Raw genomic sequence first — 20,268 nt, 5'->3', positions numbered from 1 at the left:
CGGCTAAGCGCACGGCAACGAACGCACTGAGGACAATACAATGACCATCGTTATCAACGAAATTCCGCTCGACCCGACTGACTCCGGCAAGACCAAGACCGCTTGGGGTTCGCTGCTGATCGATCAATACTATTTTGTCATCGCCAACGGCACCGCCGCGGCGGAGACCTTCGATTTCGCGAGCGCCGCGGTTACTGCGGATATGCGCGCGCTGATGACCCAGTACCAGCGCGGCATCGTGCTCAACATGGGGGCGGGCGACGACACCGTGGTCGGCTCGGACTATGCCGACACCATCGACGCTGGTACGGGCAATAACCGGATCGACGGCGGCGNNCCGCCGCACGGCGGCAAGGCGCGCGACGTCCTCAATGTCTTCGTCGACAGTGCCGCAGCCGGCGCGGCAGTGGACGCGGTAGCGCTCAGCGCATCCGCCACCGGGCCGGATGGCGATGCGTATGCCGGCGGCTACCGCATCAAGATCGTCAACGGCGCCGATACCAACTACGTCAAGAACATCGAGCAGGTGAACGTGTTCCTGACTTCGGGCGGCTATGTCAAAACGATCAACCTGGCGCAAGACGTGCACGAGGTCGGCGTGGCCGAGAAACCCGCCGACTACATGCACCTGGCCTGGGTCCAGGGCACCAGCTTCAATGACCGCTTCAGCATGGCCGACGTTTCGGCCGCCACCAAGGCCTTGATGGACACGCACGGACGTGGCGTCTGGATCGACGCCGGCGCCGGCGACGATACGGCGCAGGGCAGCGCCTACGGCGACGACTTCACCATGGGCGCCGGCACCAATTACGTGGACGGCGGCGCCAACGCCGGCTCGCCGCCATGGGGTGGCAAGGCCCAGGACGTGCTGCACGTCGTCGTGGCGAACCAGGCCGCGGCGGATGCCGTACAGGTGACGCAGCTGGGCTCCGGCTCGAGCGGTGCGGACGCCCAGGCCTTCGCCGACGGGTATACCCACAAGGTCGTGGCGGGCAGCGAGACCGATTACCTCAAGGGCATCGAACGCATCAGCGTGCAGGTCGGGACCGCCGATGGCGGCAGCACCTGGGTGCGCGACATCCCCTTGGCCGTGGTGGCACACGAGGCCAACCTGTCCAATTCCGGCATCGACTATTACCACCTGGCCTGGGTCTACGGCACCGCGGGCGCCGACGCCATCGACCTGTCCGGCGACACCGCGCTGCTGTCGGCGGCACTCAAGACCGCGATCGGCGCGCGCGGGCGCGGCGTCTGGGTCGACGGCGGCGCCGGCGGCGATACGATCACCGGCACCGGCTATGCCGACAACTTCCGCAATGGCGCCGGCAACGCGAAGATCGACGGCGGCGCCAACGTTGGCGGCAAGGACGTCTTCGAGATCGCGGTGGCCAGCGCGGACGAGATGAACGCCGTGCGCGTCGTCGCTTCGGACGACCCGGCCTACACCTGGATGGTCACCTACGGCGACGGCAAGACCGAGAAGGACTACCTGAAGAACATCGAGGCGATCTCGGTGCACGTGAGCGGCACTTCGACCGGCAAATGGATTCCGCTGGCCGTCCAGGTGAACGAGATCGCGGCCGGACAGGATGCGGCGAAGCAGATGCACCACGCCTGGGTCCAGGGAACCGAGCACAAGGACAGTTTCAATGCGTCCACCGACCTGTCGGCGGCGACCAAAGCCCTGATGGACCAGCACGGCCGCGGCGTCTGGGTCGACATGGGCGCCGGCGACGACAGCGCCACCGGCAGCGCCTACGGCGATGATTTCAACATGGGCGCCGGCGTCAACCACGTGGACGGCGGTGCGAACGCCGGCTCGCCGCCCTGGGGCGGCCTGGCCCAGGACGTGCTGCGCGTCACCGTGGCCAGCCAGGCCGCGGCGGACGCCGTGAAGGTGACGCAGCTGACAGCCGGCATGTCCGGCGCCGATGCCGAAGCATTCGACAAGGGCTATACGCACAAGGTCGCGGCAGGCGCCGAGACCGATTACCTGAAGGGCATCGAACGGGTCGTGGTCCAGATCGCCACCGCCAACGGCGGCAGCGCCTGGGGACGCGACATTCCGCTGGCGGTAGTGGCGCAGGAGGCCGACCTGGCCGCGCCTGACGCTTCCAACCATTACCACCTGGCCTGGATCAACGGTACGGACGGCGCCGACAGTATCGACGCCAGCGCCGCGTCGACCCTGCTGTCCGCGCCGCTCAAGGCCGCCATGGTCAGCAAGGGCCGCGGCGTGTGGATCGACGGCGGCGCCGGCGACGACACGATCACCGGCAGCGCCTATGCCGACAACTTCCGCAATGGGACCGGCAGCGCCAGGATCGACGGCGGCGCCAATATCGGCGGCCAGGACGTGTTCGAGATCTCGGTCGCCAGCGCCGCCGAGATGGATGCGATCCGGGTCGAGGCCTCGGACGACGGCAACTACACCTGGATGGTGAGCTACGGCCCCGGCAGCACCCAGAAGGACTACCTGAAGAACGTGGAAGCGATTTCGGTCCATGTCAACGGCACCAGCACCGGCAAATGGATTCCGCTGGCGCTGCAGGTGCACGAAATCGCGGCCGGCTCCCAGGACCTGGCCCAGAACATGCACTTTGCCTGGGTCGAGGGAACCGGCGGGACCGACAGCTTCAATGCCGCCGCGGACCTGTCGGCCGGCACGCGCGCGCTGATGGACCAGCACGGCCGCGGCGTCTACGTGAACCTGAAAGGCGGCAATGACACGGTCGTCGGTTCCGCCTATGGCGACGATATCGACGCCGGCGCCGGTACCAACTACGTCGATGGCGGCGCGAATACCGGTACGCTGCCCTGGGGTGGCAAGGCGCAGGATGTGCTGCGCGTGACCGTGGCCAGCCAGGCCGCGGCCGACGCGGTGCAGGTCACCGCGCTGGCGGCCGGTGGCAGCGCCGAGGAAGCGGCGGCGTTCGCGGCCGGCTACACCCACAAGGTGAGCGCCGGCGCCGAGACCGACTACATCAAGGGTATCGAACGCGTCAGCATCCAGATCGCCAAGAACGACGGCAGCAGCAGCTTCGCGCGCGACATCCCCCTGGTGGTGTCGGTGCAGGAAGCCAACCTGGCCGACAGCGAAATCGGCAACTATTCCCACCTGGCCTGGGTGAACGGCACCGCGGGCGCCGACACCATCGACATGGGCGCGGCCGGCATGCTGTCGAGCCCCCTGGCGGCGGCCATGGCAAACCACGGGCGCGGCGTCTGGATCGATGGTGGCGCTGGTAACGACACCATCGTCGGCAGCGCTTACGGCGACTTCATTCGCAATGGCGCCGGCAATTCGCGCGTGGACGGCGGCGCCAACGCCGGCCGCGACCCGGGCGGGCGCAAGGCCAGCGACGTGTTCCAGATCGAGGTGGACAGCGTCGCCGCGATGAATGCGGTGAAGGTGGTGGCCTCGGACGATCCGGACTACACCTGGATGGTCACCTACGGTGCGAACAGCACCCAGAAGGACTACCTCAAGAACATCGAGGCGGTGTCGATCCACGTGCCCGGCACGGGAACCGGCAGGCACATTCCGCTGGCGCTCGAGGTGCATGAAATCGCCGCCGGCGACAGCCCGGCCAACTACATGCACCTGGCCTGGGCCACCGGCACCGCCGGCGACGACAGCTTCAATGCGGCGGTCGACGTCTCGGCGCCGACCCGTGCGCTGATGGATGCGGCCGGGCGCGGCGTCTTCGTGGACACCGGCGCCGGCAACGACCGCATCGTCGGCAGCGCCTATGGCGACAACATCGTCGCCGGCGCCGGCACCAACTACGTCGACGGCGGCGCCAACCAGGGCGCCAGCCCGGGTGGCGGCGCGGCGGCCGACGTGATCCAGATGTACGTGGCCGACCAGGCCGCGGCGGACGCCGTCACGGTCACGAAACTCGGTACCGCCTCCAGCGGCGCCGACGCCGACGCCTTCGCCCTCGGCTACGAATACAAGGTCGCCAACGGCGCCATCGAAGTCGACTACGTCAAGAACATCGAGCAGGTCCATGTGCTGGTCTGGAACGACAAGGACGGCGACGGCTTCCAGGACGGCGGCCCGCAGGACGATCCCGCCAACGAGATCCGCTTCACCCGTTCGATCCAGCTGGGCGAGCAGACCCTGCCGCCGGTCCGCGCCAACAGCGCTCCGACCTTCGCCGGGGCTCCGGCAGGCGTGGCGATCGACGCGGCCGGCGACGACTACACGACCCTGGGCGGCGCCGTGCTCCGCGATGGCAAGCTGCTCAGCTTCCGCATCATTGCCACCAATGACGGCGCGCCGAGCCAGGCCGTGCTGGCGCGTCACAACGCCGACGGCAGCATCGATACCTCGTTCGGCGGCAACGGCCGCGTCGAGATCGCGGGCCTGCGCAGTTTCGCCAATACCGCGCCGGTGGAGCTGGCGGACGGCAAGGTGCTGGTCGTGGCCACTACCCCCGGCCAGCCCTACGACATGCAGGTGTTGCGCCTGAACGCCAACGGATCGCCGGATACGAGCTTCGGCAGCGACGGACGGACGCTCATCAAGGTCAGCGCCGGCAACGACCAGCCGGTCAAGCTGATGGTCCAGGCCGACGGCAAGATCGTCGTGGCCGGCTGGACCAGCGCCGGCACGGCCGGCGACATGGCGCTGGCGCGCCTGAACGCGAACGGCAGCCTTGACACCAGCTTCAACCAGACCGGCTTCGCCACCCTGTCGATCGCGGCTACCAACGACACCGTCGCCGGGGCCACCCTGCAGCCGGACGGAAAGATCGTGCTGGTGGGCTATGCGACCGGCAGCGGGCGTCTGGACGTGGCCGTGGCGCGCTTCAATCAGGACGGCACCCTCGACACCGGCTTCGGCACCGGCGGCCATGTGATGCTCCCGGTGAGCCCGGGGACCGATACCGGACGCGACGTGATCGTGCAGGCCGACGGCAAGCTGCTGGTGGCCGGCACCATGCGCAGCGGCGACGGCAGCGGCGACGTGGACGGGCTGTTGTTGCGCCTGAATACGAACGGCTCGCTGGATACCAGCTTCGGCACCGGCGGCATGGTGAAGGCGCGCCTGAGCGACGGCAACGACCTCTACAACCGGGTCCAGGTCCAGTCCGACGGCAAGATCCTCGTCCTCGGCAGCACCGGCGAGCCGCTTGCGAGCAGCGTCGGCGGCGGCGAGCTGGCGCTGGTGCGCTACCACCAGGACGGCAGCCTCGACACCGCCTTCGGCGTCAACGGCGTCGCCAGGATACCGACCAACGGCGTCGGCGCCAACGCGGTCGGCCTGTCGCTCAGCGGCGGAAAGATCGTCGTGTTCGCAAACGCCTACACCAGCATGCAATTCGACGCCAACAGCCTGATCGCCCGCCTCGACGCGGACGGCAGGCTCGACCCGAGCTTCAATGCAGCGCCGGTGTCGACGCTCGATGGCGGCGTGGTGCGCGCCAACGGCGTGCAGCCACAGGTTCTCGATAGCAACGTCGCGGTCTACGACGCCGAACTGGCTGCGCGCGGCAATTATGGCGGAGCCAGGCTCACCCTGGAACGCCAGGGCGGCGCCAGCGCCGACGACCTGTTCTCCGGCAGCGGCGAAGTCCTGATCGCCGGCGGCATCCTGCGGGTCGCCGGAATCGCCATCGGCAGCGCATCGCAGGCCGGCGGCACCCTCGTGCTCACCTTTAACAACCAGGCCAGCCAGGGCCTGGTGAATCGTGCGCTGCACGGAATCGCCTACGCCAATGCCGGCAGCAATCCGCCGGAGTCGGTCACTATCGACTGGCGTTTCAGCGACGGCAACGACGGCAGCCAGGGCAACGGCGGCGCGCTCGGGACGGTGGCCAGCACCCAGGTCCGCATCGGCATCAAGGTGAATGAAACCGCCGAAGGGCAGCCGGGACGCAGCACCAACGGGCAGGAACTGGGCAAGATCACCTTCATGGCCAACGTGGACGGCAGCGCCCGCGCCGAGACCTTCGACGCCGCCACCGGCTTCTCGGCCGCGGCGCAAAGCCTGATGCAGCAATACCAGCGCGGGGCCACCTTCTCGATGGGCGCAGGCAACGATGTCGTCATCGGCACCGCCTACAGCGACGAATTCACCATGGGCAGCGGTGTGAACCGGGTCGACGGCGGCGCCAACGAAGGCGCCCATCCGTATGCCGGCAGCGCAGGCTTCGACCGCCTCAACGTCTACGTCACCAGCGACCAGCAGGCTGGCGCCGTGCGCGTCATCAAACTCGAGGCTGGGGCGACCGGCGAGGATGCCGCCGCGTTCGCGGACGGCTATACCATCAAGGTCGTCAACGGCAACGAAATCGACTATGTCAAGAATGTCGAGTCGATCGCCATCTTCAAGCTGAACGACAGCAACGGCAATGGCAAGCAGGACCCTGGCGAAATGATGTCCTGGGTGCGCGAAATCAACGTGAAGCTGCGCGTGGACGAGGTACGCGCGGAGAACGTGGGCGGTACGCCGCTGGGCGAGATCATGCACCATGCCATGGCCTATGGCTGGGACATGGACAACCGCTTCGACGCCAATACCGACGTCTCGGCCGCCACCCGGGCGCAGATGGACAGCTACCAGCGCGGCGTGTACGTCGACACCGGCGCCGGCAACGACACCGTCGTCGGTTCGGCCTATGGCGATAACTTCACCGTCGGCGCCGGCACCAACTGGATCGATGGCGGCGCCCAGGCCGGCAGCATGCCGCGCGGCGGCGCCGCCCGCGACCAGCTGGAGGTCTACGTGGCGGACGCCGCGGCCGCCGCGCAGGTTCGTGCGGTAGCGCTCACCGCCGGCATGAGCGGCCAGGATGCCTTGGCCTTCGAGAAGGGCTATGCCTACAAGATCGTGGCGGGCGCCGAGACCGACTATGTGAAGAACATCGAGGTGGTCAACATCCATATCTGGAACGATGCCAACGGCAACGGCCAGCGCGATTACGGCAGCGAAGTCCAGTACAACCGCCGCATCTCGCTGGCCGTGCAGGTGGACGAGGTGAGCGCCAGCGCCACCAAGCCGGGCCAGGACAGCGGCGGCAGCCCGCTGTCGAACTACAGCCATTTCGCCTGGGCCTACGGTACGGCGGCGGACGACAGCTTCAGCGTCGCGGCCGACGTCAGCGCCGCCACCCAGGCACTGATGAACGAGTATGGGCGCGGCGTGCACGTGGACATGGGGGCGGGCAACGACCGTGTCGTCGGATCGGCATTCGCCGACTACTTCGTGACCGGCAGCGGCATCAACAAGCTCGATGGCGGCGCCAACCTGGGCACCAACAGCGGCGGCTGGCCTGGCGCGGACGTCCTCCAGGTCCACGTCGCCGACGCGGCTGCGGCAGATGCGCTGCAGATCGTCGAGCTCACCGCGGGGATGGACAGTGCCGATGCACAGGCTTTCGCCGAAGGCTACCGCTTCAAGATCGTCAATGGCGCGTTCTCGACCGACTACGTGAAGAACATCGAGCGGCTCGACATCCAGGTCTGGAACGACAAGAACGGCGATGGCCAGGCCCAGGGCGACGAACTGCAGCATGTACGCGGCGTGCAGATGGAGACATCCATCGGCGAGGTACAGGTCAGCACCACCGATTCCACCAAGGATGCCTCCGGCAATCCACTGGCCGGGATCGTGCATTTCGCCTGGTTCCAGGGCTGGGCCGGTTCCGAGCAGCTCAGCGTGGCGGCCAACGTGACGGCAGCGACGCGCGCGCTGATGGACCAGTACAAGCGCGGCGTCTACGCCGACCTTGGGGCCGGCAACGACAGCTTCATCGGTTCGGCCTACGCCGACGATATCAACGCAGGCAGCGGTTTCAATCGCATCGACGGCGGCGCCAACATCGGTTCCGACCAGCAGGGCAACGCCGCGCGCGACTACCTGAGCGTCTACGCCGGCAGCGTCGCCGAAGGCGCAGCGGTGCGCGCGGTGCAGCTGACGTCGAGCGCAACCGGCGACGACCTGGCGGCCTTCAATGCCGGCTATGCCTTCAAGCTCGAGCGTGGCGCGGAATACGACTACCTCAAGGACATCGAAGCGGTCCGGATCTGGCACCGGAACGACAAGGACAACCAGACCAGTTTCGTCAAGCAGATCGACCTGGCGCCCACTGTCGGCGAGCAGAAGGTGAGCGCGACCGACCCGACCAAGACCGCCCAGGGCAACGATCTGGCGACCATGGGTAACCTGGCCTGGATCAATGGCACCCGCTTCGGCGAGACCGTATCCGCGCCCGACCTGCTGTCTGCAGAGGTGAAAGCCCTGATGGCGAAGTATGAGGCCGGAGTCTACATCGATGCGCGCGGCGGCGGCGACACCGTGGTCGGTACCGCCTATGCCGACAGCTTCGTACTGGGCAAGGGCGTCAACTACCTCGACGGCGGTACCAACCTGGGCAGCTCCGGCCGCAGCATGGCCGGGGACATCCTCGAGATCTACGTGGACAGCGTGGCCGAGCGCGACGCGGTAAGCTTCACCGTACTTACTGGCGGCTTGGGCGGCGCCGATGCCGCGGCCTACGCCGCCGGCTACCAGTACAAGATCGTGGCTGCAGGCGAGACCGACTACGTCAAGGGCATCGAACGCTACAACGTCCACGTCTGGAACGACAAGGACGGCGATGGCGAGCGCGACTATGCCAACGATGCCAGCACCGAAGTCACCGATCCGGTGTGGGTGACGCTGGTAGGCTTTCCGACTTGACGGGAACGGTGGCGCAGCCACCGTCTCCTAAGGAAAACCCCTGGCAGCCGCTTGCGGCCGCCAGGGGTTTTTTTCATGGCCGAGCGGGAAACCGCTCAGCAGAGCTGCCCGCCGAAGGGGTCGCTGATGGTCTGGCTGGCGTAGTCGATACCGCTCATTTCGGCATACTGGGCCATGGTCCGCGCACTGCCCAGGCCATAGGCGCCGGACAGGCCGTCGCCCATCAGAAGGCGGGTCAGGCGCTGTTTGGCGCGCTCGGTGAGATAGGCCGACTGGAAGGCGCGGCGCGCGTCGGTTTCGCCGTGCCAGTGGTGGGTCTCGTAGGGCGTGCCCTCGGTCTTGTACAGGTGGTAGACCGGCGTGGTGAGCGGGTGGAAGATATCCCAGCCGCGCGTGAAGGCGCGCACCGCCAGGCTTTGTTCCTCGCCATGGAAGTACAGGTAGGGATCGTAGGGCACCTCTTCCACGAAGCTGCCGGCCGCGAACAGGAAGCCGGCCGACACGTGGCAGCCCATCACCGGCTCGCTGGTGAACAGGTGCCGCGCCATGAAGCGCAGCACGGCGTCGCCCGGCGCCAGCGTCGTTTCCGGATGCGGGCGCAGCACCAGCGCGGTGCGGCCTTCGCTCGGGGTGTACTGCGGCACGCCGTCGACCATGTCGAAGCGGTAGGGATAGGTGCTGACGATCGGCTTGGCCGAGCGCTCGCGCAACTTCGCGTGCAGGCTGCGCAGCTGCTCGTCCCAGCCCGGCTCGAACAGGGTGTGCGAATCGACCTGCAGCAGGAAGGCTTCGCCGTCGTACAGCGAAAAGGCGGTGCTGCGTGCCCAGCTCACGCCCAGCGTGTCCTGCGGATGCAGGTGCACGTAGCGCACCTGGCGCGCGAAGGGCAGGGCTGAGATCGCGGCGCGCTGGTCTTCCACGTGCTGGTTGACCACGCCAAGCGACAGCAGCTCCGGACGGGCGGCCTTCGCTACCGCGTCGTTCAGGGTGAAGAACAGCATCGGGTCGAGATAGGATGCGATGCTGATGAAGATGGTCTGGGAAGTGCTCGGTATCAAGTGGTACATCCTTTGAATGCATTGCCTTCAGCCGTGATGGCGCGCTGCACGGCCGAAGCGGGAAGGTTCATCAGCAGCCGCACCAGCTCCGGTTGGCGGTTGGTTGCGGTCTTCTGGTAGATCGACATCAGCTGCTTGCGCACGGTATCGTACTGCACCCCCAAGGTTTCGGCGATGCTCTTCAGTGGCATGCCGTCGGCCAGCAGCGAGGCCACGCGGCATTCGGCGTGGGACAGGCCGAACGCCGCGGCGAGCAGGTCGGAATCGATCACCTGGGCCGAGGTCGGGTGGTAGAAGAACAGCATCACCAGCGGGCGCAGGCCGAAGCTGCCCAGGGTGCGTTCCGGCACCAGGAGGGTGAAGAAGCCATACAGGACGTCCGGCGCGGCGCCGGGCTCGCTGCTCATGTGCAGGGATCGGAAGGCCTTGTCCGTATCCGCACCGGCGCCGGCAGCGGTGCGTGCCCCGTGCTCGAGTTCCGCGCACTGGTCGAGGAAGGCGCGGCGGTAGGCTTGCGGCAGCACCAGGCGCTTGCCGTCCACCTGCACCAGGCTGGTCGAGCCGAGCAGGCAGCGCGCCGCCTCGTTCGCCAGCACCACCTCGCCGCCGGTGGTCAGGAGCATGACCGGCTGGCGCAGCTTGTCGACCAGCGCGTGACCGACCAGGGCCTGGGCCGAATACACGAACTGGGCCAGGCCCATGCGCGTGGCACGCTGCAGGTGAGGGCGCAGGCGGTCCAGGAAGGCCAGGGCGTCCGGCGGCATCGGGCCTTCGCCGGGACGGCGCAGGCAGGCCAGCAGCACGGTCGCTTCGACGTTCTCGACCAGCTTGCAGGCCGTCAGGTAGCGCGCGCCGTGCGGGAGCAGGAACTCCTGGTAGAACGGATCGCTGGCGACGAAGTCTTCGTCGAAATGCTCGTGGCAGTGCAGCCACTCGTCCGCCCATTGCGTACGCATCAGCCCGACACGCGGATCGACGAACTGGTATTTCTGGATGTATTCCAGGTCGATCTGCGGCGCCATGTCGGCGCCATCGCTGTACGACAGGGCGCCATGGGCGGCGTCGAAGGCGAGCATGTGGATGGCGCGCCCGCCGACCGCCTCGTGCAGGCATTCGAGCACGCTGCGCCAGGCGGTTCGGTCGTCCAGCGTGTCGTAGATGAGGTTGACGGCGCGGTCGAACTGCGCCTGGGACAGATCCAAAATTTGCTCCGCTCAATAATTCCCATGCATCCTAACTGATGCAAAGAAGTATTGAAACTACTGGTTGTCCTGCCGCCTCGCCAAAAGTTCAATCTTGTTGTATTGATAATACAGAACAGCGCTCCGGATCAGAGAGCGCCGGATGGCGGAGAACTCAGCAGGACCGTCCTGACCGCGCCTCCCGACGCCGGCGTGAGCTGGTAGACGCGGTCGTATTCGTCGTCGCCGATGTCGGCGCCGGGCGCGCCGCCGAACAGCCGCACCAGTTCCGGCAGGGTGTTCGAGTGACCCACCACCAGCACCGGCCCGGACAAGGCTTTCACCTTCTCGACCAGCGCCTTCGGCGCGCGCGGGTCGTACAGCTGCACCTCGAGCCCGATGCGCTGGGCCAGCGGCTGGGCGGTCTGGCGCGTGCGCTGGGTCGGCGTGCTGAACACGGCGGTGATGCCGGTGCGCGACAGGATGGCGGCAATCGCCTGGGCCCGCGCCTGGCCTTGTGGGGTCAGCTCCGGGTCCTGGCCCACGCTGGCCTTCTCGCCATGGCGCACGAGGTAGATCGCGCTCGGCTCGGCCAACGCCGCGCCGGGGGCGAGGATGGCCAGGCTGAAGGACAGGCAGCGGAACAGGCGGGCGGACAGGCTCATGGGATCCTCTTGCAGGTAGGGACGAAAAAAAGGCAGGGTAGCACGCCCCTGCCTTTCTGTTAACGCTGGCGGCTCTTACAGCTGCGTGAGCGAAATCGTGTTCGCCGCCGGCGTCGAGCACGGCTCCTCGTCGAAGGCGATGTCGCCGTTCGGATTCGCCACGCCGTCGGTCTTCAGGTCGACGAAGCCGAACAGGTCGCGGTCCTGCAGGTGCGAGGGCACCACGGTGGAGAGCGACGAGAACACGTTCTCGACGCGGCCCGGATGCTTCTTTTCCCAATCGCGCAGCATGGCCTTGATCTGCTTGCGCTGCAGGTTTTCCTGCGAGCCGCACAGGTCGCACGGGATGATCGGGAAGCCTTTGACTTCCGCATAGCGCTCGGTATCGGCTTCCTTCACGTAGGCGAGCGGGCGGATCACCATGTGCTTGCCGTCGTCCGAGACCAGCTTGGCCGGCATGCCCTTCAGCTTCCCGCCGAAGAACATGTTCAGGAAGAAGGTTTCGAGGATGTCGTCGCGGTGGTGGCCCAGGGCGATCTTGTTGCAGCCCAGCTCGTCCGCCACGCGGTACAGGATGCCGCGCCGCAGGCGCGAGCACAGTGAGCAGGTGGTCTTGCCTTCCGGGATCAGGCGCTTGACGATGCTGTAGGTGTCCTGGTTTTCGATATGGTACGGAATACCGAGTTTCTCCAGGTAAGCAGGCAGCACATCAGCAGGGAAGTTCGGCTGCTTCTGGTCGAGGTTGACCGCGACGATGTCGAAATGGATCGGCGCGCGCTCGCGCAGGGTCATCAGGATGTCCAGCAGGGCATAGCTGTCCTTGCCGCCCGACAGGCAGACCATCACTTTGTCGCCGTCCTCGATCATGTTGAAGTCGCCGATCGCCTGGCCCACCAGGCGGCACAGGCGCTTGTGCAGCTTGTTGTTCTCGAACGCCAGCTTCTCCGCCTTCTTGGCGGCATCGGCGTTCAGTTGATCGAAATCCGCTTCGCTCATGCTTCTTCCTTCAGCTGGAACACTTCCACGCCCACGCCTTCGCAGTCCGGGTAGACGTCCGGCTTCATGGTCGACACGCGTGCGGCGCGCACCCGCGGGTGGGTCAGCATCGCCTTGACCACGTCGTCGCACAGGGTTTCCTGCAGGTGGATGTGGCCTTTCGAGATGCGCTTGGCGATGGTTTCGCGCATGAAGTCGTAGTCGACCACTTCCGACAGCTGGTCGGCTTTCGGGGTCGACTGCTCGAGCGGGATGTACAGGTCGACGTTGATCAGGACACGCTGTTCCGCCCGCTTCTCGAAGTCGTGCACGCCGATGTTGATCATGACTTCGTAATTGCGCAGGAACAGCCGGCGGCAGTCGCGCAAGCTCGGGTGGATCAGGGCGGATAACATGGGTAGAGCCTTATTAGGAATGTTGATTGTTTTCAGTCAGGAACATCACGTCTCGTGATAGAGGCGCCAGGTGCTGGCCGCCATCGACCAGCAGGGTGGTGCCGGTCAGTGCGCGCGCGCCGGCGGCATACACCACCGCATCGGCGATGTCCTGCGGGGTCGAGGAACGGCCCAGCGGCGTCATGCGGTGCGCCTGCGCGAAGCCTTCCTCGCTCTGCTCGCCCGACACCATCGTGATGCCAGGCGCCACGCCGACCACGCGCACCGCCGGGGCCAGCGCCTGCGCCAGCATCGTGGTGGCCGCGTGCAGCGCCGCCTTCGACAGCGTGTACGACAGAAAATCCGGGTTGAGATTGTACAGTTTCTGGTCCAGCAGGTTGATCACCACGGACTGCGCGCCTGCCGGCGTGGCGGCGTGCAGGGCCTGCGCCAGCAGCAGCGGCGCGGTCAGGTTCGCACCCATATGCGTGGCGAGCAGGGCCGGCGAAAAACTGGTCGCACTGTCGTATTCGAACAACGATGCATTATTGACCACGCAGCCGATCACGCCCAGTTCCGCCGCCACGCGGCCGGGCAGGGCGCGTACCGCGGCTTCATCGAGCAGGTCGCATTGAAACAGGGCGGCGCGCCGGCCGAGGGCGCGGATGGCTTGCGCCGTCTCAAGGGCCTCGCGCTCGGAATGGCGGTAGTGCACGGCGACGTCCCAGCCGGCGCCAGCCAGGCCGAGCGCGATCGCACGCCCCAGGCGGCGGCCGGCGCCGGTCACGAGCGCGAGCTTCGAAGCGGTGTGGGCGGATTGCGTCATCGATCGATCTTGTACTGAGGATGTGTGCTGAGTTTGAAAGATGCTGCTTGTTGGCCGTTTCGCTACAATGCCGGCATGTCCCTGCCCGCACCCACTCCCGACGCGCTCGCCGCGTCCCACTCCCTGCAACAACTGATCGCCGCCGAGATCGAGCAGCTCGGCGGGGCGATGGCGTTTTCACGGTTCATGGAACTGGCGCTGTACGCACCCAGGCTCGGGTATTACAGCGGCGGCGCGTCCAAACTGGGGGCTAGCGGCGATTTCACGACCGCGCCCGAGATGTCGCCCCTGTTCGGGGCAGCCCTGGCGCGCGCGGCAGCCGCTATTATCGCCCAAAGCGCGCCCGATATCATCGAATTCGGCGCCGGCACCGGCAAGCTGGCGCGCGACGTGCTCACCGCGCTTGGCGAGATGGGCGTGCAGGTGCGCTCGTACACCATCATCGAATTGTCGGGCGAGCTGCGCGCGCGCCAGCAGGAAGCCCTGAAGGATCTGCCGGTGGTAACGTGGCTGGACGGCATGCCCGCATCGTTCAGCGGCGTGGTGCTGGCCAACGAGGTGCTCGATGCGATGCCGGTCGAACTCGTCATCCGCAAGGACGGCCGCTGGCAGCGCCAGATGGTCACCGTCGACAACGGCGCCTTCGCCTTCGTCCAGCAGGCGCTGCCGCCGGAGCTTGCGGCCCAGGTGGCGCGCCAGATTCCCGAGGCCGAGCATCTGCCGGACGGCTACGTCACCGAAATCCACCCGGTGGCCGAAGGCTTCATGGGCTCGCTGGCGGCGATGATGAAGGGCGGGCGCGGCGCCGCCTTCCTGTTCGACTACGGTTTCCCGGCGCACGAGTACTACCTCGACCAGCGCATGGGCGGCACCCTGATGTGCCACTACCGCCACCATTCGCATCCGGATCCGTTCTTCCTGCCGGGCCTGCAGGACATCACCGCCCACGTGGACTTCACCGCGATGGCGTTGGCGTCGCAGGAAGCCGGCCTGCCGGTGCTGGCCTACATGAACCAGGCCTCCTTCCTGCTCGGCTGCGGCATTGGCGAACTGCTGATGGAAACCGACCCGGCCGATGCGCTGCGCTTCCTGCCGCAATCGAAGGCGGTGCAGAAGCTGGTGTCGCCGGCCGAGATGGGTGAGCTGTTCAAGGTGCTGGTCGTAGGTAAGGATGTGGACTTGCCAATCGCTATCGTGCGGGCGGACCGGGCCCACCGCCTGTAGAATTTTTGACATCTTGCGCTCCGGATACAAATCCGGCTAAGCTGTACAACCCGGAGCGTCCGCAGATGGTCAACGGAACAGCGCCGACGGAACCGCGCACCTGAAAGATTATGGCCAAGATCCATACCCACTATGACAACCTGAAGGTCGCGCGCGGCGCGCCGGCGGAAGTCATTCGTGCGGCATACAAGGCCCTCAGCCAGAAATACCATCCCGACAAGAATCCGGGCGACGAAAAAGCCGCCCGCATCATGGCGATCGTCAATACCGCCTACAACACCCTGTCCGACCCGGTGCGCCGCAAGGAGCACGACGAATGGATCGCCTCGGAAGAGTGGGAAGTCGAATGGCTGGAAAGCACCGGCGCCGAAGAGACGCCCGGCCGCCCGCCGCGGCCGGATGCCTGGGAGCCGAAGGTTCCGGACACGTCTGCACGACCGCGTCCGCGCCTGATGCGCGACCCGCGCTGGTGGCTGGGCCTGGCCACCTGCTTCGTGGCCGGCGCGGGCGCGGCCTTCTACCTGGTGGAGCCGCCGCGCGCCAAGCTGCCGCCGGTACTAGCCTGGGCCGGCAAGCCGGATCCCGCTCCGAGCATACCCACCGACCGTCCCGATGAGCTCGGCACCGACGCCAGCACCGAAGGCTGGGCGCGCCGCTTCGGCGGCGAGGGATCGGCGCCGCCACCCGAGATCAAGGCGCTCGCCGTGACCCAGCTGGTGGTGCCGGCGCAGGCGCCCGACTGCGGCACCGACCTGCAGACCCTGACCGCTCCCAGCGGTGACCCGTGGCCGGCCGAGTCCGGCTACCTGCCGGGCTACCCGGTGGGCAACAGTGGCAGCGAGATGCAGTTCCTGATCGACAACAGCGCGAACGCCTCGCCGATCTTCGTCAAGCTATACGACCTCGACCGCCGCTCGAACGTGCGCCACGCCTACGTGCAGGCGCGCGCTACCTTCGTGATCGACAAGCTCAGTGCCGGAAAATACGAAGTTCGCTATCAGAACATCATCGTCGGCGACAGCAAGACCGAATGCCTGAACGGCCGCCGCGTGCAACTGCGCCGGGCGGCCGCCTTAGCCCCATAAGGACCGGAACAGACCCGGTTGTCGTTTTTTCGCGCAACAACCAAAAGTTGCGCTACGTCTTTACCCAATTTACGTAATTTGTTCCCTGGCCGTAATATACTGGGCTGATGCGACGCCAATGCAGCGTTGCCGCACGCCCAACGCAGGCTGGACAAGAACATGAACGAACTGGAAGGCCTGACGGCCCTGATCATCGAGCCCCATTCGGGCATGCGCGCCAACATCCACAGCATGCTCAACATGTGTGGCCTGACGCGCATCGAACACGCCAGTTCGTCCAATCTGGCGGTCAAGCATCTCGGCCTGCGCAGCTTCGACATGATCCTGTGCGAATACGACCTCGAGGGCGGCCAGGACGGCCAGCAACTGCTCGAGGACGTGCGCCACCACAAGCTGATGCCGCTGTCGACCATGTTCTTCATGGTCACGGCCGAGGGCAACCACAGCAAGGTGGTCAGCGCCGCCGAGCTGGCGCCGACCGATTACATCCTCAAGCCTTTCACCGCCGACCGCCTGCTCGACCGCATCGCGCGCGCCCTCGACCGCCGCAGGGCTTTCATGTCGGTCTACACCCTGATGGAAGCCGGCGACCAGCGCGAAGCGATCGAGGCCTGTATCGATGGCGAGCGCCTGCACCCGCGCTACGCGATCGACTTCATGCGCCTGCGCGCCGAGCTGCACGTGTTCCTGGGCGAGCCGGACCAGGCCGAACCAATCTACCGCAAGCTCATCGACATGAAGGCGATCGCCTGGGCGCGCCTGGGCCTGGCCAAGACCCTGTTCCTGCGCAAGCAGTTCGACGAAGCCAAGGGGATGCTGGAAGAGCTGGTCGACACCAACCGCAACTTCGTCGACGCCTACGACTGGCTGGCGCGCACCCATGCGGCGGTGGGCGACCTGGGCAAGTCCCAGGCCGTGCTGAACGATGCGGTGGCGGTGTCGCCGCATGCCGTGCGGCGTCTGCGCACGCTGGGCGAGACCGCCTTCGAGGCCGGCGATACCGCGGCGGCCGAAAAGGCGCTCAAGCAGGTAGTGGCCAAGGCCAAGTATTCCGAATTCCGCGACCCCGAAGACCACGTCAAGCTGGTGCGCACGCTGGTGAAGAAGGGCGATCCGGTGGCCGCGGCCTCGGTCATCCGCGACCTCGACCGTTCGATGGGCGGGCGTCCCGCCACCGTGCTGTGCAGCGCGATCTCCTCGGCCCTGCTGCACGAATACACCGGCAACGAAGCGCGCCTGAACGACTCCCTGGCGACCGCCCTGGCGGCCTGCGCCGAGGTGCCGGGGCTCTCCAGCGAACTGAAGCTGGAGCTGGCGCGCACCTGCCTCGAGAACAACATGGAAGAGGGCGGCGCCGAGCTGGTGCGCGAGGTCATGCGCAATGCCTCGAACGACGCCGCCATGCTGCGCGCAATGGGCGTGCTGGAAGGGGCGGGCTTTCCCGACCTGGCGCGCACGCTGGCGCAGGAAAGCCGCCAGCACGTGGTCGACCTGGTGGCCGACGGCGCGGCGCGCGCCCGCAGCGGCGACTACAAGGGCGCCGTGAGCATGATGCTGGAAGCCGCGGCCAAGCTGCCGAACAATCCGGCGGTGGCCTTCAATGCCGCGCTGGCGACCCTGCGCTGCCTCGAGCACGACGGCTGGGAGGACAAGCTCGGCCAGCAGGCCGTCAGCCTGATCGGCAACGTGCGCACGCTCGACCCGGGCAACCCGAAGCTGGGCGCCTTGTCGGCCCTGCACCACCAGGTACTCAGGAAATACGAACGCAACGCGCAGGGGCGCCCGGCCAAACCGGGCCAGAAAAGCGCCCCCGCAGCCGCCCCCGCGGGGAAAGCAGCATAGGAAAGATGAGCCGCGATGGCAGCAATGTTTGACGCAATTCCGCCGGAAGGCGCGACCCGGCGCGTGCGCGCCGCCCTGATGCACAAGGTCTGCGGCGACGAAGAGATGTTCGCCCTCGGCGCCTCGATCGCCCGCGTGGTCGAGATGGCCTCGAGCGACGACCAGGGCACCCACGACCTGGCCTATTACGTGGTCTCGGACCCGGCGCTGACCCAGCGCATCCTGCGCCTGTCCAACACCATCCAGTACCGCACCCCGGGCGGCACGCCGGTGACGACGATCTCGCGCGCCATCTCGCTGCTCGGCTTCGACAACGTCAAGACCACGGCGCTGGCGATGCTGCTGGTCGATGCGCTCGACAGCTCGGAACATGCCGGCAGCGTGCGCATGGAGCTGGAAGCGGCCCTGTGCGCCAGCCTGGTGGGCCGCGAGATGGCGCGCCACAGCTTCTTCCAGGGCGCCGAGGAAGCGGCGATCTGCGCGCTGTTCAAGAACCTGGCCCCGCTGCTGGTGGCCAGCCACGAGCACGAGCGCTACCGCGAGATCGCCGCCCTGGTCGCGGGCGGCAAGCACACGGTCGGGCAGGCTTCGCAGATGATCCTGGGGGCAAGCTACGATGCGCTGTCGCAGGCGGTGCTGGCCGAATGGAAGATCCCGGACATGATCGTGCGCGCCCAGGCTTCCCTGGCGCCCACCGCCGTGCGGGTGGCTGCCAACCGCGGCGAATGGATGCGCCAGGTGGCGGCCTTCGGCCTGGACGTGGCGCGCCTGTTGGCCAGGACCCACGAGCCGGCCGGCTCGAAAGAGGCGCTGGCGCTGCTGGGCCGCTACGGCGAGGCCCTCGACCTCGACCGCTCCCGCATGGACGCGCTGCTGTCGGCGGTGCAGGACGGCATGCGCGCCCTGCTGGAGAGCATGAACATGCAGCCAACCCCCAGGAGCGAGGCGCAGGAGGGCGGCAAGGGCTTGCCGAACGTGCTGATGCTGGCCACGCTCGACGCCGGCGAGGAGGAGCACGAGGGCCTGCATCCGAGCGGCAAGCCGAAGAACGCGCGCGACCTGCTGCTGGCCGGCGTGCAGGACGTGACCCAGATGCGCGCCTCGGGCGGCAAGGTCAACGACGTGGTGCTGGCGGTGCTCGAGACCCTGTACGGCGCGCTCGGCTTTCGCTTCGCCACCGTGTGCCTGAAGGATGCCAAGAGCGGCCAGTACCGGGCGCGCGTGGTGCTGGGCGAGGACAGCGCGCGCCAGCAGGCCGGCTTCGCCTTCCCGGTGGCCTCGAGCCGCGACCTGTTCCACCTGGCGATGGAGAACGACGCCGACCTGATGATCTCGGACGCCTCCAGTCCCAAGATCCGCGACCTGCTGCCGGAGTGGCACCGCAAGCTGCTGCCGGATGCGCGCAGCTTCATCGTGCTGCCGCTGGTGGTGGGGAAGGTGCAGCTGGGGCTGTTCTATGCGGACCGCACGCTGCCGGCGCCGGAGGGCGTGCCGCCGGACGAGACGGCCTTGATCAAGGCGCTCAAGGGACAGGTGCTGGCGGCACTGGGGCAGGGCTGACGCCCTTTTTTCCGCTACCCGATGAGTCGTCATCCCGGCGCAGGCCGGGATCCAATTCCGCAGAACAGTGACGGACGCATCCGCGAAGCGCTATGACCACACACGCAAAAATTGGGCTCCGGCCTTCGCCGGAGCGACGGTGTTGAAGGCGGTGGTGGAAGCAAAAATCGCCGCACGGCACGCCTTCACACACTAAATTTCGACATCCCTGCAATTCGCGCAAAATCACCCTTGTGGTTTTGCATCCCGCCCGTTACAATCACGCCCCGAAGCAACGCTGCTATGCGAAGCCAGACAAAGTCTGATGAAACATAGTTGACACTACGTTGAGCTTGCTTCATACTCTGCGGTTCTTCGCGGTGGGGTGGCCGAGTGGTTAAAGGCAGCAGACTGTAAATCTGCCCTCTCTGAGTACGCTGGTTCGAATCCAGCCCCCACCACCAAAAAGAAGAGTCGAAGGAATTGAAAGGTTGTACCTCGCGGGTGTAGCTCAATGGTAGAGCAGAAGCCTTCCAAGCTTACGACGAGGGTTCGATTCCCTTCACCCGCTCCAGTTAGTGCGGTGTTTCTAACCGCAAAAAATAAGCCCTTGTAGCTCAGTGGTAGAGCACTCCCTTGGTAAGGGAGAGGCCACGTGTTCAATCCACGTCAAGGGCACCAGAATTTTGTACGGCAGTCGCGTTGCACTCGTCCGTCAGGTGTGCCTGGTAATTCTCAAAAAAATCGTTAGATCTTAGGAGTCTGAAATGGCAAAGGAAAAATTCG

Annotated in this window: 11 protein-coding genes and 3 tRNA genes; 8 read left to right on the top strand and 6 right to left on the bottom strand. The window is 66.6% G+C overall.

The features are described 5' to 3' along the window. The first annotated feature begins 40 nt into the window (after positions 1-40). The gene (locus B2R83_RS12900) at positions 41-8,692 is read left to right on the top strand and encodes a hypothetical protein (protein WP_292041814.1); all 8,652 of its coding nucleotides are present in this window, start codon (positions 41-43) and stop codon (positions 8,690-8,692) included. Positions 8,693-8,787: 95 nt separating this feature from the next. Here B2R83_RS12900 and B2R83_RS12895 read toward each other — a convergent pair whose 3' ends face one another. The 6 genes from B2R83_RS12895 to B2R83_RS12870 form a co-directional block, all read right to left on the bottom strand. Further along, positions 8,788-9,750 carry a GlcNAc-transferase family protein gene (locus B2R83_RS12895; RefSeq protein ID WP_292041811.1) on the bottom strand — a complete coding sequence of 321 codons (963 nt, stop codon included), beginning with the start codon at positions 9,748-9,750 and terminating at the stop codon, positions 8,788-8,790. Next, positions 9,747-10,952, bottom strand: coding sequence for a helix-turn-helix transcriptional regulator (locus B2R83_RS12890; protein ID WP_209589925.1), 1,206 nt, complete (start codon positions 10,950-10,952; stop codon positions 9,747-9,749). Before B2R83_RS12890 ends, B2R83_RS12895 begins: the two co-directional genes overlap by 4 nt. Before the next feature lie 128 nt (positions 10,953-11,080). Further along, positions 11,081-11,596: a phosphoglycerate mutase family protein gene (locus B2R83_RS12885; RefSeq protein ID WP_209589926.1), complete on the bottom strand. Its 516-nt coding sequence runs from the start codon at positions 11,594-11,596 to the stop codon at positions 11,081-11,083. 75 nt (positions 11,597-11,671) lie between these two features. Beyond that, positions 11,672-12,592 carry a tRNA 2-thiocytidine(32) synthetase TtcA gene (gene ttcA / locus B2R83_RS12880; RefSeq protein ID WP_292041806.1) on the bottom strand — a complete coding sequence of 307 codons (921 nt, stop codon included), beginning with the start codon at positions 12,590-12,592 and terminating at the stop codon, positions 11,672-11,674. Further along, positions 12,589-12,987: a dihydroneopterin aldolase gene (locus B2R83_RS12875; RefSeq protein ID WP_027868217.1), complete on the bottom strand. Its 399-nt coding sequence runs from the start codon at positions 12,985-12,987 to the stop codon at positions 12,589-12,591. Before B2R83_RS12875 ends, ttcA begins: the two co-directional genes overlap by 4 nt. Before the next feature lie 13 nt (positions 12,988-13,000). Further along, positions 13,001-13,792 (bottom strand): SDR family oxidoreductase, encoded by a 792-nt coding sequence (locus tag B2R83_RS12870; RefSeq protein ID WP_292041801.1) that lies wholly within the window; start codon positions 13,790-13,792, stop codon positions 13,001-13,003. Positions 13,793-13,867: 75 nt separating this feature from the next. On the opposite strand from B2R83_RS12870, the gene B2R83_RS12865 reads away from it, so the two are divergent. The 7 genes from B2R83_RS12865 (at position 13,868) to B2R83_RS12835 (ending at position 20,163) form a co-directional block, all read left to right on the top strand. Beyond that, positions 13,868-15,016, top strand: a complete 1,149-nt coding sequence (locus B2R83_RS12865; protein WP_292041799.1) for a class I SAM-dependent methyltransferase — start codon at positions 13,868-13,870, stop codon at positions 15,014-15,016. Between the two features lie 110 nt (positions 15,017-15,126). Next, complete coding sequence (locus tag B2R83_RS12860; RefSeq protein WP_292041798.1) at positions 15,127-16,101, top strand: J domain-containing protein; 975 nt, start codon at positions 15,127-15,129, stop codon at positions 16,099-16,101. A gap of 159 nt (positions 16,102-16,260) precedes the next feature. After that, entirely contained in the window at positions 16,261-17,943 is a 1,683-nt protein-coding gene (locus B2R83_RS12855) for a tetratricopeptide repeat-containing response regulator (protein ID WP_292041796.1), read from the top strand. Between the two features lie 24 nt (positions 17,944-17,967). Then, positions 17,968-19,503: an HDOD domain-containing protein gene (locus B2R83_RS12850; RefSeq protein WP_292041793.1), complete on the top strand. Its 1,536-nt coding sequence runs from the start codon at positions 17,968-17,970 to the stop codon at positions 19,501-19,503. A gap of 358 nt (positions 19,504-19,861) precedes the next feature. Then, positions 19,862-19,946 (top strand) — tRNA-Tyr (locus B2R83_RS12845). Positions 19,947-19,982: 36 nt separating this feature from the next. Further along, positions 19,983-20,056, top strand: a tRNA-Gly gene (locus B2R83_RS12840). Positions 20,057-20,088: 32 nt separating this feature from the next. Further along, positions 20,089-20,163, top strand: a tRNA-Thr gene (locus tag B2R83_RS12835). The last annotated feature ends 105 nt before the right edge of the window (positions 20,164-20,268 follow it).

The sequence above is a fragment of the Massilia sp. UBA6681 genome, assembly GCF_002454935.1.
GTDB classification, from domain to species: domain Bacteria; phylum Pseudomonadota; class Gammaproteobacteria; order Burkholderiales; family Burkholderiaceae_D; genus Telluria; species Telluria varians.
The sequence above is the reverse complement of the archived record's forward strand: the minus strand, read 5'-3'. Positions and strand labels throughout refer to the sequence as shown.

Excerpts from the sequence above, each read along its gene's own strand:
- B2R83_RS12885 (WP_209589926.1), bottom strand. The coding sequence starts at position 11,596 with ATGAGCCTGTCCGCCCGCCTGTTCCGCTGCCTGTCCTTCAGCCTGGCC.
- ttcA (WP_292041806.1), bottom strand. The coding sequence starts at position 12,592 with ATGAGCGAAGCGGATTTCGATCAACTGAACGCCGATGCCGCCAAGAAG.
- B2R83_RS12875 (WP_027868217.1), bottom strand. The coding sequence starts at position 12,987 with ATGTTATCCGCCCTGATCCACCCGAGCTTGCGCGACTGCCGCCGGCTG.
- B2R83_RS12870 (WP_292041801.1), bottom strand. The coding sequence starts at position 13,792 with ATGACGCAATCCGCCCACACCGCTTCGAAGCTCGCGCTCGTGACCGGC.
- B2R83_RS12865 (WP_292041799.1), top strand. The coding sequence starts at position 13,868 with ATGTCCCTGCCCGCACCCACTCCCGACGCGCTCGCCGCGTCCCACTCC.
- B2R83_RS12860 (WP_292041798.1), top strand. The coding sequence starts at position 15,127 with ATGGCCAAGATCCATACCCACTATGACAACCTGAAGGTCGCGCGCGGC.
- B2R83_RS12855 (WP_292041796.1), top strand. The coding sequence starts at position 16,261 with ATGAACGAACTGGAAGGCCTGACGGCCCTGATCATCGAGCCCCATTCG.
- B2R83_RS12850 (WP_292041793.1), top strand. The coding sequence starts at position 17,968 with ATGTTTGACGCAATTCCGCCGGAAGGCGCGACCCGGCGCGTGCGCGCC.